At 45.4% G+C, this 18,320-nt stretch carries 15 protein-coding genes and 1 pseudogene; 3 read left to right on the forward strand and 13 right to left on the reverse strand.

Going from position 1 to position 18,320, the window contains the following annotated elements; genetic code table 11:
- The first annotated feature begins 243 nt into the window (after positions 1 to 243).
- From glmM to ppk2, 3 genes are all read left to right on the forward strand, one after another.
- Positions 244 to 1,599 carry a phosphoglucosamine mutase gene (gene glmM / locus NGM44_RS09695; RefSeq protein WP_253223457.1) on the forward strand — a complete coding sequence of 452 codons (1,356 nt, stop codon included), beginning with the start codon at positions 244 to 246 and terminating at the stop codon, positions 1,597 to 1,599.
- Between the two features lie 162 nt (positions 1,600 to 1,761).
- Positions 1,762 to 2,397 carry a pyridoxamine 5'-phosphate oxidase gene (gene pdxH / locus NGM44_RS09700; RefSeq protein ID WP_253224677.1) on the forward strand — a complete coding sequence of 212 codons (636 nt, stop codon included), beginning with the start codon at positions 1,762 to 1,764 and terminating at the stop codon, positions 2,395 to 2,397.
- A gap of 247 nt (positions 2,398 to 2,644) precedes the next feature.
- Positions 2,645 to 3,862, forward strand: coding sequence for a polyphosphate kinase 2 (gene ppk2, locus NGM44_RS09705; RefSeq protein ID WP_253223458.1), 1,218 nt, complete (start codon positions 2,645 to 2,647; stop codon positions 3,860 to 3,862).
- A gap of 117 nt (positions 3,863 to 3,979) precedes the next feature.
- Here the strand turns inward: ppk2 and nrdA are convergent, their stop codons facing one another.
- The 13 genes and pseudogenes from nrdA to alr all read right to left on the reverse strand — a co-directional run bounded on the left by nrdA (position 3,980) and on the right by alr (position 18,204).
- Positions 3,980 to 6,256 (reverse strand): class 1a ribonucleoside-diphosphate reductase subunit alpha, encoded by a 2,277-nt coding sequence (nrdA, locus tag NGM44_RS09710; protein ID WP_253223459.1) that lies wholly within the window; start codon positions 6,254 to 6,256, stop codon positions 3,980 to 3,982.
- Between the two features lie 459 nt (positions 6,257 to 6,715).
- Positions 6,716 to 7,690 (reverse strand): 23S rRNA pseudouridine(2605) synthase RluB, encoded by a 975-nt coding sequence (gene rluB, locus NGM44_RS09715; RefSeq protein ID WP_253223460.1) that lies wholly within the window; start codon positions 7,688 to 7,690, stop codon positions 6,716 to 6,718.
- A 156-nt stretch (positions 7,691 to 7,846) separates the two neighbouring features.
- Positions 7,847 to 8,647 (reverse strand): Sir2 family NAD-dependent protein deacetylase, encoded by an 801-nt coding sequence (locus NGM44_RS09720; RefSeq protein WP_253223461.1) that lies wholly within the window; start codon positions 8,645 to 8,647, stop codon positions 7,847 to 7,849.
- Positions 8,648 to 8,898: 251 nt separating this feature from the next.
- A pseudogene (locus NGM44_RS09725) lies at positions 8,899 to 9,552 on the reverse strand (IS1595 family transposase).
- Between the two features lie 45 nt (positions 9,553 to 9,597).
- Positions 9,598 to 10,170, reverse strand: coding sequence for an SMC-Scp complex subunit ScpB (scpB, locus tag NGM44_RS09730; RefSeq protein WP_253223462.1), 573 nt, complete (start codon positions 10,168 to 10,170; stop codon positions 9,598 to 9,600).
- 15 nt (positions 10,171 to 10,185) lie between these two features.
- The gene (locus NGM44_RS09735; protein ID WP_253223463.1) at positions 10,186 to 11,079 is read right to left on the reverse strand and encodes a ScpA family protein; all 894 of its coding nucleotides are present in this window, start codon (positions 11,077 to 11,079) and stop codon (positions 10,186 to 10,188) included.
- 1 nt (position 11,080) lies between these two features.
- A complete protein-coding gene (gene trpS, locus NGM44_RS09740; protein ID WP_253223464.1) occupies positions 11,081 to 12,139 on the reverse strand; it encodes a tryptophan--tRNA ligase in 1,059 nt (352 codons plus the stop codon).
- A gap of 49 nt (positions 12,140 to 12,188) precedes the next feature.
- On the reverse strand, positions 12,189 to 13,016 hold the full coding sequence (gene trpC, locus NGM44_RS09745) for an indole-3-glycerol phosphate synthase TrpC (RefSeq protein ID WP_253224678.1): 828 nt from the start codon (positions 13,014 to 13,016) through the stop codon (positions 12,189 to 12,191).
- A gap of 32 nt (positions 13,017 to 13,048) precedes the next feature.
- Complete coding sequence (gene trpD / locus NGM44_RS09750) at positions 13,049 to 14,137, reverse strand: anthranilate phosphoribosyltransferase (protein WP_253223465.1); 1,089 nt, start codon at positions 14,135 to 14,137, stop codon at positions 13,049 to 13,051.
- A gap of 24 nt (positions 14,138 to 14,161) precedes the next feature.
- Positions 14,162 to 14,785 carry an aminodeoxychorismate/anthranilate synthase component II gene (locus tag NGM44_RS09755; RefSeq protein WP_253223466.1) on the reverse strand — a complete coding sequence of 208 codons (624 nt, stop codon included), beginning with the start codon at positions 14,783 to 14,785 and terminating at the stop codon, positions 14,162 to 14,164.
- A gap of 233 nt (positions 14,786 to 15,018) precedes the next feature.
- Positions 15,019 to 15,921 (reverse strand): glycosyltransferase family A protein, encoded by a 903-nt coding sequence (locus NGM44_RS09760; RefSeq protein ID WP_253223467.1) that lies wholly within the window; start codon positions 15,919 to 15,921, stop codon positions 15,019 to 15,021.
- A gap of 60 nt (positions 15,922 to 15,981) precedes the next feature.
- On the reverse strand, positions 15,982 to 16,893 hold the full coding sequence (locus NGM44_RS09765) for a bestrophin family protein (RefSeq protein WP_253223468.1): 912 nt from the start codon (positions 16,891 to 16,893) through the stop codon (positions 15,982 to 15,984).
- Between the two features lie 75 nt (positions 16,894 to 16,968).
- Entirely contained in the window at positions 16,969 to 18,204 is a 1,236-nt protein-coding gene (gene alr / locus NGM44_RS09770; protein WP_253223469.1) for an alanine racemase, read from the reverse strand.
- Positions 18,205 to 18,320: the final 116 nt, after the last annotated feature.

Genomic DNA, 18,320 nt, shown 5'->3' on the forward strand with positions numbered 1-18,320 from the left:
TAAAATTTGGCTAAGAACTGCTTAGCATAGCGAATTTTTGCACGATTTACCAGTAAAAATTATACACCGATTGGCCCAATAAAAAGTGCAAAAATGATACCAAAGTTACGCATTGATAACGCAAATTTATCGCCGTCGTGTGCTATAATCTGTGCAGTTTTTTAATCTGCTTAAAATCTGACCAATTGGGGCAAAAGCCAAGGCAATTGGCAGGCATTTCCACCAAAAAATTAAGGATTGACAATGAGTTACTTCGGCACTGACGGCATTCGTGGGCAGTTTGGCACTTTCCCAATTACCCCTGATTTTCTATTGCGCTTAGGCTTTGGCGCGGGGCGTGTGTTGGTTGAGATAAATCCGAACAAGCGTCCAAGCGTATTGATCGGCAAAGATACGCGACTGTCGGGCTATGTGATCGAAGCGGCACTGCAGGCGGGCTTTAACGCGGCAGGTGTGGATGTTTATATGCTTGGCCCATTGCCGACACCTGCGATCGCACACCTTGTCAAGAGCTTCCATGCGGACATGGGCGTGGTGATTTCCGCCAGTCATAATCCGTATCAGGACAATGGCGTGAAATTCTTCTCGCACGAAGGCAAAAAAATCTCAGACGAAATCCAAGACGCGATCAATGTCGAGCTTGATGCATTGGTTGGTGATACCGATGCGCGATTGGCGCGATTGGCAGGCATTAAGGCGGATAGTATCGGCAAGAATCATCGTGTCGCCGATGCCAAAGGTCGCTATATCGAATACTGCAAAGGTAGTTTTCCTTATCATTATAATTTATCACATATTAAAATTGTCGTCGATTGTGCCAATGGCGCAGGTCACAGCGTCGCGCCACGCGTGCTAAAAGAGTTGGGCGCGAAAGTCATCGCCATTCATAACGACCCAAACGGCATCAATATCAACGATAACTGTGGCTCAACCCATCCTGAAGTGCTACAAGCGGCGGTGCGTGAGCATGGTGCGGATGTTGGTATCGCACTAGACGGTGATGGCGATCGCATCATCATGACCGATGAGCATGGCAATATCGTTGATGGCGATAGTATCTTGTATGTCCTTGCTAAGCACTTACAGCCTGAAGGCGTGGTCGGTACGCTGATGAGTAATGTCGCGCTAGAGTTGGCATTGGGCGAGATGGGTATTAAGTTCCACCGTGCTAAAGTCGGCGACCGCTATGTAATGCAAGATCTAGAGATGAATGGCTGGACAATTGGCGGTGAGCCATCAGGTCATATCCTATGTCTAGATAAGAGCCGCACAGGTGATGCGATCGTGGCGGGTCTGCAAGTGCTGTCTTGCATGGCAGAGACGGGCAAAAAGCTCAGTGAGCTGACCCAAGGCTACACGCCATTTCCACAGACGCTGATCAATGTGCGCCTAACGCAAATGAGCGACCCATATGCCAATGCTGAACTAAAAGCAATTTTTGATCAAGCGGAAACCGAGCTTGCTGGTAAAGGTCGCTTGCTGATTCGCAAATCAGGCACTGAACCTGTGATCCGCGTGATGGTCGAGCATCAAGATTCGAGCGTATGTCAGCAGATGGCAGGGCAATTGGCTGAGCAGGTGAAGCGAATTTTGGCTTAACTTGTTAAGATAAGTCTATGAGCGATAAGAAAAATGCCGACTGATGAGTTGGCATTTTTTGTGCTTGATGATGTATAAAATCCATACATAAATTAAGGATTTATTGTATAATAAAATGACAAACAACCAACCAAAATAACCGACCATAAAAGGGGAGTGATGATGGATTTAACCGACCAACGACAATCTTATGAGAAGCACACTTTACCTGATACAGGGCTGCCAGTGACGCCATTTGAGCTGTTTCGCACATGGTTTGATGATGCAGTAGCGGCGCAGCTGCCTGAGCCATATGCCATGAGCCTTGCTACTTGTGGCGCAGATCAGCGTCCGAGCGTGCGCATCGTGCTGATGCGTGAGTTGACCGAACGCGGCGTGGTTTTTTATACCAACTATGACAGCGACAAGGGGCAGGACATCGCGGATAATCCCAATGCTGAAATGCTGTTTTTTTGGCAGGGATTAGAGCGTCAAGTGCGCCTATCAGGTCGTATTGAGAAGGTGAGTGCAGAAAAGTCAGCGGCTTATTTTGCCAAGCGACCACGCGAAAGTCAGCTGGGTGCGTGGGTGAGCGAGCCACAAAGTGGTGTGGTCGATAGCCGCCAAACCATGGAAGATAAATATCAGCTGCTAGACCATATGCATGGCGATGTCGTGCCTTATCCAGCATTTTGGGGTGGGTATGAGCTTGTCATTGACCGCGCGGAATTTTGGCAAGGGCGTGTTGGTCGTATGCACGATCGCATGGTCTATACCACTGATGGTGATACATGGCAAGTGGTCAGATTGTTGCCGTGATTATTCACATCGGATAACTTGACCTATTAGTATGATCGCACAATATGTTCACCGTCAATGGTACGGTGAATTGGATGGTATTTATCGCATAAAATTGATTCAAATCATGGTTGATTAGCGGTTTTTATCGTGGTACTATACTAATAGGATTTATTAAGTGATTTGAAACTTTCGCTGATGGTCATGGCTGTGATGGCATAGACTTTGGCGTACTGATGTTTTTTTATTTTTTTAACTAGGAGAGAGTATGGCTACGAACACCACCACCAAAACTTCAACAGCAAGCACAGATGCTGAAGCAAAAAAATCATCAGTGATCAAGGCTGACACCGTAAGTACGCAGACGACCAAAGCTGAAGCAGTGACTAAGCCAAAAACCACCAAGGCAGCTACCAAAACAACCAGCGCGCGTAGCAAAAAAGCCGCAGCAAAAGCAGTGATGCCAAATACCGTCAGTCAAGTCGAAGAGCTGATCGAGCACGCCACCCCAGAAGAGTTGGTGGAACTGGGTCAAACGCTGAGCGAATATCTGCCAGTGGCACAAGTTGCAAGCCAAGTGCGCACCGATAAATCGCGCGATACGCAGCTGTCGGACAACTGGCGTGAAGGTGGCTATCCGTACAAATATCGCCTAAGCCGCAAAAATTATGAAGCGCAAAAATACAAGCTACAGATCGAACTACTAAAATTACAACACCACATCAAAGCCACTGGTCAAAAATTGGTCATCATCTTTGAAGGTCGTGATGCAGCAGGTAAGGGCGGTACGATCAAGCGCTTTATGGAGCATCTCAATCCGCGTGGTGCGCGTGTCGTTGCACTGGAGAAACCCACCGATCAAGAACGCGGTCAATGGTATTTCCAACGCTATGTGCAGCATTTACCAACAGCAGGCGAGATTGTGCTGTTTGACCGTTCGTGGTACAACCGTGCAGTTGTTGAGCGTGTGATGGGCTTTTGTACCGATGAAGAATATCGCATCTTTATGCACCAAGTGCCTGAGTTTGAGAAGCATTTGGTCGAGTCGGGCATTCATTTGGTGAAATTCTGGTTCTCAGTCACGCGTGAAGAGCAAAAAGCACGCTTTGCCAGCCGTGAGAACGACCCATTAAAACAGTGGAAGCTATCACCAGTGGATAAAGCGTCTCTGAACAAATGGGATGATTATACTTTGGCGAAAGAAGCGATGTTCTTTAACACCGACACCGCTGAAGCGCCTTGGATTGTGATCAAATCAGACTGCAAAAAACGTGCGCGTCTGAACGCCATGCGTTATGTGCTGAACAAGCTGAACTATGAAAACAAGGATTCAGCACAAATCGGCAATATCGATCCATTGATCGTCGGCCGTGCCGGTGCGCTGTATGAGATGGATGAGCACACAAATCTGACCGTCGTCTCAACCAAGCCAAAACCAGCAGCAAAACGCGCTGCGGTAAAAACACCAGTCTTGCCAAAGAAATAAGCGTTTGTAATTGATGTAAACAACAAAAAACCGCAGTGTGATACTGCGGTTTTTTGTTTGGATTGTGAAAGATGGAATTTAACTTAAAAAAGCCATGCCGTCAGTATGATTTACCAATCACAACTTACAAGCCCCACCAGCGCAGCCATCGTCCAAGTCGCCTTGGGCATCATCTGCGCCATCACGGGTGTTGTGGTAATACAAGGTTTTGACACCAAATTTATAAGCGGTCAATAGGTCTTGAATCAAGACTTTCATTGGCACTTTATTGCCTTCAAATTTGGCAGGGTCATAGTTAGTGTTCGCTGAGATAGACTGGTCAATGAACTTTTGCATGATACCCACAAGGCGTAGATAGCCGTTATTGTCAGGGATATTCCACAGTAGCTCATATTGAGATGCCAAGCGTTCAATCTCAGGCACGACTTGTTTTAAGATGCCGTCTTTACTTGCTTTGACTGACACCAAACCGCGAGGTGGCTCAATACCATTGGTTGCATTGGCAATCTGCGAGCTGGTCTCGGATGGCATCAAGGCTGACAGGGTAGAGTTTCTAAGGCCATGGGTCATGATGTCACTACGCAAACCTTCCCAGTCTAGATGTAGTGGTTCGGCACAGATGCTATCAAGATCTTTTTTGTAAGTATCAATTGGCAAGATACCTTTGCTATAAGTTGTCTCATGGAACCATGGGCAAGCACCTTGCTCTTTGGCAAGTTTGTTTGATGCTTTTAATAGGTAATATTGCAACGCTTCAAAGGTGCGATGAGTCAGACCTAATGCCGCTGCATCCGAATAGCGAGTACCATTTTTGGCAAGATAGTAGGCATAGTTGATGACGCCTACGCCAAGAGTGCGACGGTTCATGCTGCCTTTTTTGGCGGCGATGACTGGATAATCTTGATAATCAAGCAGGGCGTCTAATGCACGCACAATCAGCTCGGCAGGTTCTTCGATGTCGGATAGATTCTCAATTTTGCCAAGGTTAATCGCCGACAGTGTGCATAGAGCGATTTCGCCTTTTTCATCATTGATGTTGTCAAGCGGTGCGGTTGGTAGAGCGATTTCCATGCACAGATTTGACTGGCGAATCGGTGCAATGCTTGAGTCAAATGGGCTGTGCGTATTGCAGTGATCAACATTTTGGATATAGATACGACCAGTGCTGGCGCGCTCTTGTAGCATGAGACTAAACAAATCTCTGGCACCGACTTTACGCTTGCGGATGCTGTCATCAGCTTCATACAGTGTATAGAGTCGCTCAAATTCGTCTTGATCAGCGAAGAAAGCTTCATACAGCCCTGGCACATCTGATGGTGAGAATAGGGTGATTTCTGTACCTTTGATTAAGCGAGTGTACATGGTTTTATTCAGTTGTACGCCATAATCCATGTGACGAACACGGTTGTCTTCAACACCACGGTTGTTCTTCAGCACAAGTAAGCTTTCGACTTCTAAGTGCCATAGCGGATAAAACAGGGTGGCTGCTCCGCCACGCACGCCACCTTGCGAGCAGGATTTGACCGCTGCTTGGAACATTTTGAAAAACGGAATACAGCCAGTATGCTGTGCTTCGCCACCACGGATAGGACTGCCGAGCGCACGGATGGCACCGGCATTGATACCGATACCAGCACGCTGTGAGACATAGCGGACGATGGCTGATGTGGTGGCGTTGATGCTGTCAAGATTATCCCCGCATTCAATCAGTACGCATGAGCTGAACTGGCGAGTCGGCGTACGCACACCTGCCATGATGGGTGTTGGTAGCGAGATATAAAAATTAGAAGTCGCATCATAAAAACGCTTGATATAGTCCAGTCGCTCCGCCTTATCATAAGCGGCAAATAGGCACATCCCGACCAAGATGTACAAAAACTGCGGACTTTCAAATACTTGCTTGGTCACGCGGTCTTGTACCAAATACTTGCCCATCATCTGCTCAACGGCAGCATAGGCAAGGTTCATATCACGGCTATGGTCGATATAGTCGTTTAGCTCATTAAACTCATCAATACTATAATCGGCCAAGATGTGCTTGTCATATTTACCATGTTCGGTCAATTTTTGGACATGAGCATATAGATGCGGTGGCTCAAACTCACCATAGGCAATCTTACGCAAATGGAAAATTGCCAAACGAGCCGCCAAATATTGATAATCAGGCGTCTCGGCACTGATTAGGTCTGCTGCTGCTTTGATGATGGTTTCGTGAATATCACGAGTGCGAATGCCATCATAAAATTGGATATGAGATTTTAGCTCAACTTGAGAAACGGATACATTGTCCAAACCTTCTGCTGCCCAGTTGATCACCCGATGAATTTTTTCAAGGTCAATAAGCTCTAAGCGTCCATCTCGCTTGGTCACTTTGATTTTGTCAATATGTGTCATAGCAAATTCCGCCTATCTATTGTCATTCAACTTGGGGTTTGATCTAAAAAATCTTTGATTTTGATGAGATTTTCGCAATGTTTATATCGATCACTACATATAGTATTTATACTATATGTAGTGATCGGATTTAATAATGGCACAATATAGACTAAAAATTTTTAAATTTCAAGACTTGAAAATCGTACTTTTCTATGATTTTTCATTTTATGACTGGTTGAGCTAATAATATCAAGGTGTTAGCAAATGATATTTTTTCAAAGTTTTTTGTAACTGAATCTCTAATGGTTTTGTTGTTTTATGCTACATAAATTTTCTATTAAATGGATTGTATGTTTTGGTCAAAATTCATACAGATTGTTGTATGATAATGAAATATGTGTATCAATAAAAAGGGCAAATTGCCATCACAATTTTCCCTAGTATAGTTTAATAAAACTAATTAAATTTACCAGTTTTTTATACTTTAACAAACTTTGCCGTCTTAAAAGATGGCGTCTTTTGAGATGGACGACGATCTTGGCGTTCTTGACGGCGTTCGTATTCTTCATGCTTTTTGCGACGCACTTCGCGAGATTTGAGCGGCTTTTTATGGATACGCGCTTGTTTTTCTTTGGCGGCGGTATTTAGACCTGTGCCTTGACGCTGGCGCAGACCGACAGATTCGACCAATTTGCCGATTTCTTTGGCATCAAGTTCGATAAAGCGACCAGTGCGCAGCTCTTTTGGTAGAATCATCGTGCCATAACGGGTGCGAATCAAGCGAGAGACCTTCAGGGTTTGGCTTTCGAACATACGACGCACTTCACGTTTGCGACCTTCTTTGATGGTGACATGATACCATTTATTGACACCTGTACCGCCGCCTTCTTTGATGTCGTCAAATTTGGCAAAGCCATCTTCAAGCTCGACACCTGCGGTCAGTGTGCTGGCGATTTGTGGGGTGACTTCGCCTAGGACGCGCACGGCATATTCACGCACGACTTGGCTGGATGGATGCATCAAGCGGTGAGCCAGCTCACCATCATTGGTGAATAACAGCAGTCCTGATGAGTTGATATCTAGGCGACCAACCATCACCCAGCGATCGCCGGTGAGCTTTGGCAGGCGGTCAAACACCGTTGGACGACCTTCAGGATCGCTGACAGAGCAGATTTCCCCTTCAGGCTTATAATAGGCAAGTACACGGCGGCGTTTTTCTCGCTCGGCTTTTAGGCGGACAGGGCGACCATCGACACGGATTTCATCGGTCAAGCTGGCTCGATCACCCAGTGTAGCAACTTTACCATTGATGGAGATGCGGCCGGCTTTGATGATTTCTTCAAGACCGCGGCGAGAGCCAAGACCGATGCGAGCTAGGAGTTTTTGTAGCTTTTCGCCGACAGGTTTGCCGTCGATGCTGTCTGTGATGTCGGGGGTGAATTGTTCAGTCATGATAAATTTCCTGATAAGTGGATAATAACATTTCGCAATGTGAAAAGGATTAATTATATCGGATTTGGGTAGATGGTGCAAAGACTTTTGAGTGTGGATTTGTAATTTAAAGGGATTTTTAATTACAAACCCCATGTGCCAAGACTTTGCCCAAAATCACCCAATAAGCGCCTGCCAAATCATCTCAACACCTGCCTTTGCGCCCATAGGCAAGCTGATGCCACCACGAGTGGGTAGGGCATTATCTCGTGGATTGATGCGAATCAGATTGGGGGCGAAACGCTCACCAAAACGCCGTACGGTCGGTATCGCAGTCCCTGCACCCATTTCGATAACTACAGGATTTTGATACTTGCTAAGAAATGCTTGTAGGCGAGATTCTTGCTCATCGCTACGCGCACCAATCCAGTGCCAATCGCCAAACATCAAGATATTGGGTCGAGCAAGGCTGCCACAATGTGGACAACTTGGCAACTCGCTAAGCCACAGGCATTTGTCATTGTCAATCACAGGCGTGATATCGGCAGTCCAAATCTCATCACAGCAAGGCTGAGTGCATTGCAGATGGTGAATGGAGCCGTGGCATTCATAGATTCGCTCAGGGTCAAATCCTGCCTTGGCAAACTGCCCATCGACATTACTGGTAAAGACAAAGTAAGGCAAATCAAGGTGTTCGGCGATTTTTAGCAGATAGTCAAACCCTGCGTGCGGCACAGTTTTGCGGTACAAAGCCAAGCGATGACCATAAAATCCCCAAGCCAAGCGTGGATTTTCAGCGAAGGCTTGCGGATTGGCAATACTGGTAAAATCTATCTGCTGTCTGCCAAGCTCAGGATAGGTCTGCCACATACCGCTATTGCCCCGAAAATCAGGCAATCCAGAATCGACACCCATGCCTGCCCCTGCGGTGATGAGTAGGCAGTCGGCAGAGTGTAGCAAAGTTTTAATTTGGTGCATGGTTGTCCTTATTGATCACAAATATCCATAGTAATTAAATACAAAGCTTAGCAGTTTTTTTGTGTAATAAGCTGAATTATAAGTAAAAATCAACAGGTAGACAAGCTTTGGGCGGATTGTCATCTTGCACACTTGCACGGCTTATCAATTTGTTTAGGTATGCCGAGCGGTGATTGCTTATTGTGCTGTATGCTTAGCACCTTAGCGATTTACGCCAGTTGAAAAAGATTGGGGCTGTACTAGATAAACCCCTAAACCCCACACCATTTTCTTAACAATCTTAATTGATTGGATGGTGTGCCATAGTTAAATCTAAACTCGCATTCTTTGATAAATAAATGAAAATGCTTTTTGTCAATACCGTTATATTTTCTTAGAATGCGTTTGGATTGCGACCAAAAGTTTTCAATGCCGTTAATATGATTATGATTGTTTGCAAATTCTTTGGAATGATTAATTCTAAAGTGTTTAAAATCACTCACATCTAAAGCATTATAACTTCAATAGCTATCTGTATAAACCACGCTATCAGGTTTGATTTTACTGGCAATAATAGGCATTAATGTCTTAGCTTTGGTATCTTTAACACAGGCAGTATAAACCTTACCATTGCGTTTTAAAAGACCAAATACGGCAACTTTGCCAGCAGCACCCCGTCCACGCTTGCCTTTACGAATGCCACCGAAATAGCTTTCATCCAATTCTACTTCACCGTCAAATAATTCACAAGCTTCAAGGTTTAAGCGATATTCAATCACCAAGCGAATTTTATGATAAAACAAAGCAGCTGAATTATGATGTATCTCTAACAAATCAGCAGCTGATCTTGCGGTGACTTCAAGCACAAAAAATTCAAGCAGTTTAACTTGAACTTTTTTACTTAATTTACAACGGGTTATCTTCATAAAACTAGTATAGCATTATTGCTAATCTAGTACAGCCCCAAAAGATTAATTTGATCGTACGTTTAATCTTTCTAAATCAGGCAATGGCGGCAGCTCATCAAGGCTATTTAGCCCAAATGCATCCAAAAACGCCTGGGTGGTATGCAGAAGTGCAGGGCGACCCAAAGTGTCCTTATGACCATTTTCGACAATCCAGCCCTTATCAAACAGTTGGCGTAAAATATGGCTAGACACCGTTACCCCACGCACCTGCTCAATATCTGAGCGAGTGACAGGCTGTTTATAAGCGATGACGCTTAAGGTCTCAAGCAGTGCTTGACTGAGACTCTCTAGGCGTTCGGGGAAAACCTGCTGAATCAGTCCGCTGTAGTTGTCTTTGATTTGCAGACGATAGCCACTTGCGGTTTTATTTACTGTCAAAACACCCGATGATAGACGCTGCTGAAGCACGGCAAGGGCGGCGGTGAGCTCACTATTACTCATCATCAAGTGTTTTTTTAGGTCATTATCCGTCAATGGCGACTCACTGGCATGGAGCAAGACTTCGATATAACGGCTAAACACTTCAGCTTTTTGATGTGCTTGGATAAAGGCAGAATCATTGGCAGTTTCGGTCATAATTATCCTAAAATATTAATGTAGCCAGTGTAGTGTTTGATGGCGTAAATCTCGCCCTACATTGATCGGAATTTGGCGTTTTTTTGATTGATTTGACTTGGCATCACTGCTATCAAACTCATCATCGCTTTCGATGCCAGGCGTATCAAAGCCAATATAGCCCCGTTTGATGAGCTCTAGCACCGCCACAAAACTCACCACAATACCAAGTTTGCCTTGGGATTGATCAAGCAATTCACCAAAAGTTGCAACACCTTTTTGGCTAAGCACTCGTGTAATCATCGCAATCCGCTCAGGCAACGGCACAGGGTCAACCTTGACTGTATGACCACTAAAATCAGGGCGGATTTGCATATTCACTAGGCTATTGACTAAGATTTGTGGCGAATAGTTTGGCAACTCTCGTTGCATTGCTTCACTGCTTGGGAAGCTTGCGTACGCCAAAAACACATCTCGCTCAAGGCGTAACAGCTGATCAATGCGATGTGCCGCTTCTTTGATTTGGGCGTATTCTTCAAGTCGTTGAATCAAGCGAGCTTTTGGGCTGATTTCATCATCACTGATTTCAGGCTGTGGCAATAAAAGCTCAGATTTGATGGCAATCAGCGTGCTTGCCATCAAGAGATAATCACCAGCAAGCTCAAAATACTCTTCATCCAAGTCATTGATATAGCTAAGATATTGCTCAGTAATGGGTAAAATGGCAGTTTCGGTTAAGTCAAAGTTATTTTTCTTAACCAAATACAACAAAAAATCCAAAGGACCAGCAAATTGTTCAAGCCAAATGGCAAATGCTTGCGGCGGAATGTACAAATCTTCAGGCAGGCTCAGCACAGGCGTGTCATAAATACGCACACCTGTGTCGGTTTGAGCCTGTTCTTCTGATGTCAATGGTTGGCTTTCGCTCATATTATTTAAGCTTGGCTAATGGCTTGATACCGATGGCACGGCGTGTCTTATCAAGCTGTTTTTGGGCTTGGCGGCGTGCTTTGATGGCACCCATTTGTAGAATTTCTTCAAGCTCCTTTGGATTATTCATCAGCTCAAGGTAGCGAGCGCGGTAAGGGGCAATTTCGCTGTTGATTTTATTAAATAAAATCTCTTTGGCATCACCCCAGCCGATACCACGGCGATATTGCTCAGCCAGTGCATTGATTTCATCTGCTGTTGCAAATGCTTTATAAATCTCAAAAATCGTGCAGTTGTCAGGATCTTTTGGCTCTTCGGGCAGCTGCGAGTTGGTGACAATCTGCATGATGGCTTTTTTGAGTGCTTTTTCGGGGTCAATCTGTGGATTGCCATCGCCAAATAGTGGAATGGTGTTGCCATAGCTTTTTGACATCTTGCGACCATCCAGCCCTGTCAATAGTGGCGTATTTTCATCGACGACAGCACTTGGTTCAGTGAATAATGGCTTGTATTTAAAATTAAAAGTACCTGCAATATCACGAGCCATCTCGATGTGCTGAATTTGGTCTTTGCCCACTGGGACATGGGTGGCGTTGAACATCAAAATATCTGCTGACATCAATACAGGATAGCTAAACAATCCCATGCTGATACCAAAATCGGGATCGGTATCTTCTTTTGCCAGATTGGCATCGACGGCCGCCTTATAAGCGTGCGCACGGTTCATCAATCCTTTGGCGCATGAGCAGTTGAGCACCCAAGCAAGCTCGGGAATCTCAGGAATATCTGACTGACGATAAAAGGTAACTTGTTCAGGATCAAGACCACAAGCAATCCAAGTCGCTGCAATAGCTCGGGTTGAGCGGTGGATCTCTTCAGGGTCAAAGCATTTGATGATGCCATGATAATCCGCCAAAAAGAAAAAAGCATCACCATCACCTGCATCAATCGCAGCGTTGGCAGATGCGATGGCAGGGCGGATTGAGCCGACATAGTTACCTAGGTGTGGAATGCCTGTGGTGGTAATACCTGTTAAAATGCGTTTTTTTTGTTCGCTCATGAGATAATCCAATATTATAATCTATAAATAAAATTAAACAGTGGCTGATTTAGATGGTGCTTAGCAGTTTGGCAAGGGCTGCACCTGCATCATCAGTTTTCATAAACTGCTCACCAATCAAGAAATGATGAATGCCATTGGCTTGCATCAAACGAATATCATCAGCGTCGTTCAGACCGCTTTCACTGACGACTAAAGCATCATCACCAAGTGCGGCAAATAACTGCTGGCTTAGGCGAATGCTATGCTCAAGATCCACTTGAAAGGTGTTGAGATCTCGGTTATTGATGCCATAGATATTGTGCGATGATTTTGGTAGGCGTAGTGCTCGCTCTAGCTCATCTTGGGTGTGAATCTCAATCAAGACATCCAGTCCCAAATCAGTCGCCGTCTTGTGCAGATGGTGCACGGTGTCGTCATCTAGGCACGCCATGATGAGCAAAATGCAATCAGCACCGATGGCGGCAGATTCGATGATTTGATACTCATCGACCATAAAATCTTTACGCAGTACAGGCAAACTCACCGCAGAGCGAGCAGCGATCAGATAATCATCATGACCTTGGAAATAATCACGATCGGTGAGTACCGATAGGCAGGTAGCACCAGCTTTTTCATAGCCTGTGGCGGCGATGACAGGATCAAAGTTTTGGCAGATAACCCCCTTTGATGGCGATGCTTTTTTGACTTCGCTGATGATGCCGATTTGACCTTTGGTGGTGTCAATGCGACGCAACGCCTTGGCAAAGCCCCGCGGCGTATGGGATTTTGCACGCTCAAGCAGATCATCTTGGCTGATCTTGGCTTTGGCAGCGGTGATTTCATCAAACTTGGTGGCGACGATTTTTTGTAAGATGCTTGGTGTATTGGTCATGATAGTTCTTAATTTTATTGAATAATGTCATCAAGTTAGCTTTGGGTAAAAGCAGCAAATTCGCTTAATTTTTGCCATGCTTTGCCGCTTTCTAGGGTCTGTAGGGCAAGCTGTACGCCGTCTTGATGCGACTTGGCAAGTCCTGCGACATAGATGGCGGCACCAGCATTGATGGCGATCATTTCGCGGGCTTTTTGGATAGTGGCGTCAGCTTCACCTGTTTGTAGTGCCTGTTTGATGAGCGCAAGGCTTTCGGCAGATGATGCTACTTGTAAGCCATGCAGGGTCTTGGATGCGATACCGAGATCTTCGGGATTGCAGTCATAGACATGCACCTGACCGTCTTTGAGCTCAGCGACACGGGTTGGTGATGCTAGGCTAAATTCATCCAAGCCATCGGCAGAATGCACCACCAGCACATGATGCAGTCCAAGCTTTTCAAAGACATATGCCAACGGCTCACACAGCTCAGGACTAAACACACCAATGACCGCTCGCTTGACATGAGCAGGGTTGGTCAGCGGGCCTAGGATGTTAAAAATCGTGCGTACCTTGAGCAAGCGACGCACACCGATGGCATGACGCATGGCAGGGTGATGGTTGGGTGCAAATAAAAACCCGATGCCGATTTCGTCGATGGCTTGGCGAGTCTTATCGATGGCGATATCAAGCTTGACACCAGCTTGGGTGAGCACATCCGATGAGCCTGAAGCGGTGGAAACGCCACGGTTGCCATGCTTGGCAATGGTCACGCCTGCTGCTGCTGCCACAAAGGCGGACGCCGTTGAGACATTGAATAGACTTGAGCCATCACCCCCTGTGCCGACGATGTCCACGGCATTGGCATCACGGATACTGATGGTATCGGCAAGCTCAAGCATGGTCTTAGCACAGGTGCTGATCTCACTGATGGATTCGCCTTTTTCACGCAGAGCGATGAGTAGTGCACCCATCAGAGCATCAGGGCAACGACCTTGCATGATGATGAGCATCACTTCACGCATATGCTCATCAGTCAGATCGATGTGTTTGAGTAGCTTGGCAAGCGCATCGGTCAAGATGGCATGAATGGCATCGTCAGGCAAATTGGCGATGTCGCTCGGACTTTTTTGTGCGGTAGTCATGATATATCCTTAGGTATTGATGAGTTAGGCAACTTGTGGCAGCTTGTCATCATCCAGCACAGCCAGTCCACAGCGTTTCAAAAAATTATTAAACAGCTGATAGCCATGTTCACTCAGGATGGATTCTGGGTGAAACTGCACACCTTCGACATCCAGCGTCTTATGGCGTACACCCATGATTTCTTGCATACTGCCATCATCATGAGTTGTCCATGCAGTCATCTCTAAACACTCAGGTAAAGTATTTTTATCAATTACCAGTGAATGATAGCGTGTGGCAGTGAATGGATTTGGCAAGTTTTCAAACACCCCTTGGTTGGTATGATGCATCTGTGAGAGTCTGCCATGCATCACTTCGCCAGCACGCACCACTTGACCGCCAAAGGCCTGACCGATGGCCTGATGACCAAGACAGACGCCTAAGATGGGGATTTGTCCAGAGAGTTTTTCAAGAATCTCAAGTGTCACGCCAGCTTCGGTTGGGCTGCAAGGACCAGGGCCGAGCACGATTGCTTTTGGAGCAAGCTTGATAATCTCATCCAAAGTGGTTTCGTCATTACGCCACACGGTGATGTCTTGCTTTAGTTCACCAAAATATTGAACAATATTATAAGTAAAACTGCAATAGTTGTCGATCATGAGAATCATGGAAGTTTCCTTTTATAATAGACATCACACTTATTATCAAATATTATTAAAAAAAATTACTTGAACGACAGTGATACCGTCGATAAATTGGGCTATTGTACCACTTTTTTGCTTTGGGTTAAATATAAGTGAGTAGACTTCGTAATCAAGCTGAATATACTGCACAACTAATCAGCTCAAAGTTGTACCATCAAGCTTGATGCAATTTTGCCCAATATTTCCGTAGTGTATTATTAACTATTTGACTGATTTATCACTGGGATTAATTGGTTGTTTTTGAATAATGTAGGCGTTTCCCATGGGCGATTTAATGCCGTGATCTGTTCAATAAAATCCATATAGCTTAAAAATAACTGTCTTTCAACACTGCGTTTTTCGGCTTTGGTTTTTGCAGATAAATTATCATAGATTATCTGAGGCGGTTGTACAAAATTTTTCATCAGTGTTGTGTAATTGACAGTGCGTTTGCCAGTACAAAAGCCAGTTAGATTTGGGCTGTTTAATAATGCTTGTGTGATGTTTTGATCATTGTATTTACCGTTGATCATCCAAGTATTGGCAAGATGCTGTGCTAGGTTACGGCTAAAAGCATAGCAATTGGTATCAATCAAAGCGGTGCGGTTACTGGTCTGCACAACCGTAGAGGTGTATTTTTTGTCTTTTAATTCAAAATCTACAGTAATGACATGCTCTTTACCAAGCGTCCAAAAACCCAATGATTCCAAGTTGTCAGGTATATAAAAATCATCTTCTGCTGAATGTAGATAGCGTAGCGAATAGGCATAATGGATATCATTAGTTAAGAAAGCATTAACAAATGTTTCAACATGATCAGGTGTTACTGTATTGTCATCATCGACATAGCAGATGATATCTTCGGTCGCGATAAATGGCGCAATGGCATTGATGATGGAGTTGCACATTCCGGTCGCGCCAGTACTGACTGGCAGATAGGTGACGACAATCTCAGGATGGTCTTTGACCATTTTTTTGACCGCTCGATGATGTTTTTCACCATCGACAAAAATATAATGCCGACAAGGGTAGCTTTGTTGTTTGATGCAGTTAATGGTGTCAAGTAGTGATGCACGGCCGATGGATGAAGTGATGACAGCAACGGTTGGCGTGGTAGTCATAAGAAATTCTCATAATAAAAATTTAGAAATATTTTAATAAAATTTATCATCCAAATCAAGCTAAGAATAATTATAATACTGATCAGCTCGCCAAGCATCTGGTAGGGGGCGATCAAGCAGTGCAAGGGTTTCTCGTTCGATCAGTCGCACGATGGTATCCAAGGGCAAATCGTGATCATCATTACCAAATGGCTCTTCTAATTGTTGGCTTAGTTCATCCAATCCAAGGAGTAGATACGATAAAAATCCCACCAACAGCGGCGTCCAAATCCCCATCACCGACTCAAGACCAAACGGTAAAATCCAACAAAAACAATACACCGCGCGATGCAACAGCACTGAATACGGAAACGGCAAAGGCGTGCTCAAAATGCGATCGCAGCCCGCCTGAATGCTGCCCATCTCGATCAGATGCTTATGAATGCTGGTATAAATGATGTCACTGATTTGTCCTTGATTGACGGCATCGATCAGCTGTTTTTGCATGGCTTCAAGCACTTTTTGCGGTGCATTAAAATGCGTATCTAGGGCATCAAGGCGCGTATTATCGATCGCTTGATAGGTAAACTGGGCGCGTGTAATTTTTTGTTGGCGCAAGCGATCACGCAATAGGGAGACGAACAGCAGCATATCCATCAGTAGCTGCTCACGCACCGCAGGGGGTAGAAAATGCGTATCGCGCGTAAAATGGCGCGTGTTGGCGATCAGCGCCCCCCACAGCTTGCGACCTTCCCACCAGCGATCATAGCAGGCGTTGTTGCGAAATCCCAAAAAAATCGAAATCACCACGCCAAGCAGTGTAAAACCCACTGCAGGCACGCTGTGCACATGATACAAGCGAAAATGCGCCAACGCCCACGCAACCATTGACAGTGACATGATCCCGATAATCACTGGCAGCACCTTAGGTAGGACAGTGCCATGCCACACGAACAGCAGTTTGAGACTATTGGATTTATCACGGACGATCATAGGTATTACTCTTTATTGATTGACCAAAAAGCAATGAACCATTGACTTGGATCAATGGTTCATCATAAGAATGGATTATGGCTTAATTAAGCGTGGGTTTGAATTGCCCCAGATGGTGTACAGATCCGCCAATAGGGCATCGTTAATCTCTTCGACTTCTGCTTGGGTAATGCGCTCATCACCTTGGCTGCCGTAGATCACCACTTCATCGTTGATTTTGACAGGGTGCTTGGCGACGATGTCGGTGACATCGACCATGGTGGTGTTCATTGAAGTCTTACCCAGTACAGGCGCGCGCATACCACCGATCAGCACGATGCCTTTATTGGTAAAGGCGCGGCGATAGCCATCAGAGTAGCCGAATGGCAAGTTGGCAAGGTATGAATCGCGCGTCAAAGTATGCGTACCATCATAGCCAACTGTCGTGCCAGCAGGATAAAACTGCACCGAAGCAACTTTGGTCTTAAAGCTCATGATCGGCTTATAAGCAGGCTTGGCATCGATGGTGTCACCATAGATCAGACCACCAGGGCGCACCATGTCAAGATGGCTTTCGGGTACGGCAATGGTTGAGAATGAGTTGGCGGTGTGTAGGGTCAGTTCCTTGCGATCAAGCTTAGCAGCTTTGATCAGCCATGCGCTTTGTTCGTTGAACTTAGCAAGGCGTTCACGGACGAAATCTTCATCTTCAAAGGCATAATGCGTCATGATGCCAGTGATCTTGAAATTTGGTAATTTGGTGATGGCGACGGCGTCTTTTTTGCCAGTTTTGGTATCAGTATCGATGCCGTTACGATCCATGCCGCCTGCGTTCAGTGCCAAGTGGAAGTTTAGCGTTTTGCCATGTTTTTTGGCGATGTCGCTTAGGGTTTTGGCGTGCTCAAGGCTGCCTGTCAATTCGGTCATATTATATTCAAGCGCCGCTTCGACTTCATCACCACTGGCTAGACGCACACGCATGATGTCGCCTGTGTAGCCGTGCGCACGAGCCACGCGAGCTTCTTCATTGCTTGCGATGCCGATGCATGGCACGCCAAGTTTGATGATGCTTGGCATCAACAGATCAATGCCGTTGCCATAGGCATCAGCTTTCATGATGGCGCAGATTTTTGTGCCGTCATTTAGGGTGTTTTGTAGGCGTGTGATGTTGTCTTCAAACGCTTGAACATCAATCTCAAGATACGCATTTGCCTTGCTGTGATTGGCATGGCTATAATCACCATGCGTCTGCAAAATCGGTGCAGCCTGTACCACACTGGTAGATAGTAGTGCCGTTAGGGCGAGCGATAATAAAGTCGGTTTGGTCTTCATGATCCAGATCCTTTGGTTGTGAAAGAATTTGTTATTGTAACCAAATGCATCCGTTGAGTAAAGGGTATGTTGTATTTTTATAAGTATGAAGGTGAAAAAATTACGGATTAAGCAAA

The sequence above is a fragment of the Moraxella sp. FZFQ2102 genome, assembly GCF_024137865.1.
GTDB lineage: Bacteria > Pseudomonadota > Gammaproteobacteria > Pseudomonadales > Moraxellaceae > Moraxella.